The organism is Streptomyces sp. 8N616 (assembly GCF_052246385.1).
Taxonomy (GTDB): Bacteria; Actinomycetota; Actinomycetes; order Streptomycetales; family Streptomycetaceae; genus Streptomyces.
On record NZ_JBQQBY010000086.1, the window covers coordinates 1 to 1859 of the forward strand.

The following is a 1859-nucleotide window of genomic DNA, read 5'->3' on the forward strand; positions in this document are numbered from 1 at the left end:
CCTTCCAGCGCCGCGGAGATACCCGCGACGGTCGGCGTCTCGAAAAGCTGCCGGATGGGCAGCTCGGCGTCCAGGACCGTGCGGATACGGCCGACGAGCCTGGTCGCGAGAAGCGAATGGCCGCCGAGCTGGAAGAAGTCATCATCGATGCTCACAGCCGGCACACCGAGGACCTCGGCGAACAGATCGCACAAGATCTCCTCACGCGGCGAGCGCGGGGTACGGCCGACCGACTCCGGGCCATAGTCCGGAGCGGGCAGGGCCCGCCGGTCCAGCTTGCCGTTCACCGTCAACGGCAGCTCATCAAGGACAACGAACGCCGACGGCACCATGTAATCCGGCAACCGAGCCGCGACATGATCCCGCAACTCCGCAGACCGAACACCGCCGCCAGGCGTCGGAACGAGATAGCCGATGAGCCGCTTGTCGCCGGGCCGGTCCTCGCGCACGAGCATGGCGGCACGCGCAACTCGCGGATGCGACGCGAGCACGGACTGGATCTCTCCCAGCTCGATCCGGAAACCCCGCACCTTGACCTGGTCATCAACCCGGCCCACATACACCAACTGACCATCGGCATTCCAGCGAGCCACATCACCCGTGCGATACATCCGCGCACCCGCCGGACCAAACGGATCCGCAACAAACCGCTCCGCCGTCAGACCCCCCCGAGCCCAATAACCACGCGCCAGCACCGCACCGGCCACATACAACTCCCCCGCCACACCAACAGGGACCGGCCGCAACCACGCATCCAACACATAAGCCCGCGTATTCCAGAACGGACGCCCAATCGGCACCGCACCCCCAGCCACAGGCTCACCAGGAACAATGCGGAAGTCCGTGCAGTTGACCGTTGCTTCCGTCGGACCATACGCATTCACCACGGTCACATCCGGATGCGCAGCACGCCAACCCTCCAACGCCTCACCCGTCAGAGCCTCACCACCGGTGATCAACGTGCCCGACGGCGACACCTCGCCCGGAAGCGCCTCCAACAGACCCACATGCGACGGCGTCACCTTCATCAAAGTCGGCGACCCGCTGACCGCGGCCCTCTCATCAAGCTCGGCCAACACCACCCGGCCACCACTGACCAACGGGGTGTACAACGCGGTAACCGTCAGATCGAACGCCACCGACGAATGCAGCAACGCCGTACCCGACGCATCCCCATACACCTCACGCGCACGCTCCAAATACGCACCCACCGACGCGTGCTCAACCACCACACCCTTCGGCAGCCCCGTCGAACCCGAGGTATAGATCACATACACCGGATGACGCAGCCCCAACACCGACACCCGGTCCACATCCGTCAGCGGATCCCCCGAGAATTCCTCCGCTTCCGCGAACACCGACACGTCATCGATGACCAGCACCGGATCCGCGTCCCCGAGAATGAACTCAATGCGCTCGGACGGATACTCCGGATCCACCGGCACATACGCACCACCGGCCTTCACCACCGCCAGCAACGCCACCACCAAATCCACCGACCGCGGCAGCATCACCACCACAAACCGCTCAGGCCCCACCCCCCGAGCCACCAACCACCGCGCCAGACGATTCGACCGCGCATCCAACTCCGCATACGACAGCCCCACACCCTCGCACTCCACCGCCACCGCACCCGGCGTCCGCGCCACCTGCTCCGCAAACAACACCGGCAACGACACCCCACGCACCACACGCCCGGTATCGACCCACTCCCCCAGCAGCCGCTCCCGCTCACCAGCCACCCACACATCCACCCCACCGACCCGCACCAACGGATCAGCCACCACACACTCCAACACCCGCACCAACCGCGCCACCAAAGCCACGGCCGTACCCCGATCGAACAAATCCGTGCTGAA

General features: G+C 65.6%; 1 protein-coding gene. It reads right to left on the reverse strand.

Annotated elements, in window-relative coordinates:
• Positions 1 to 1784, reverse strand: a 1784-nt coding sequence (locus ACTWQC_RS35715; protein WP_443320034.1) for a non-ribosomal peptide synthetase, incomplete at its 3' end; no start/stop codon positions are given.
• Positions 1785 to 1859 lie beyond the last annotated feature (75 nt).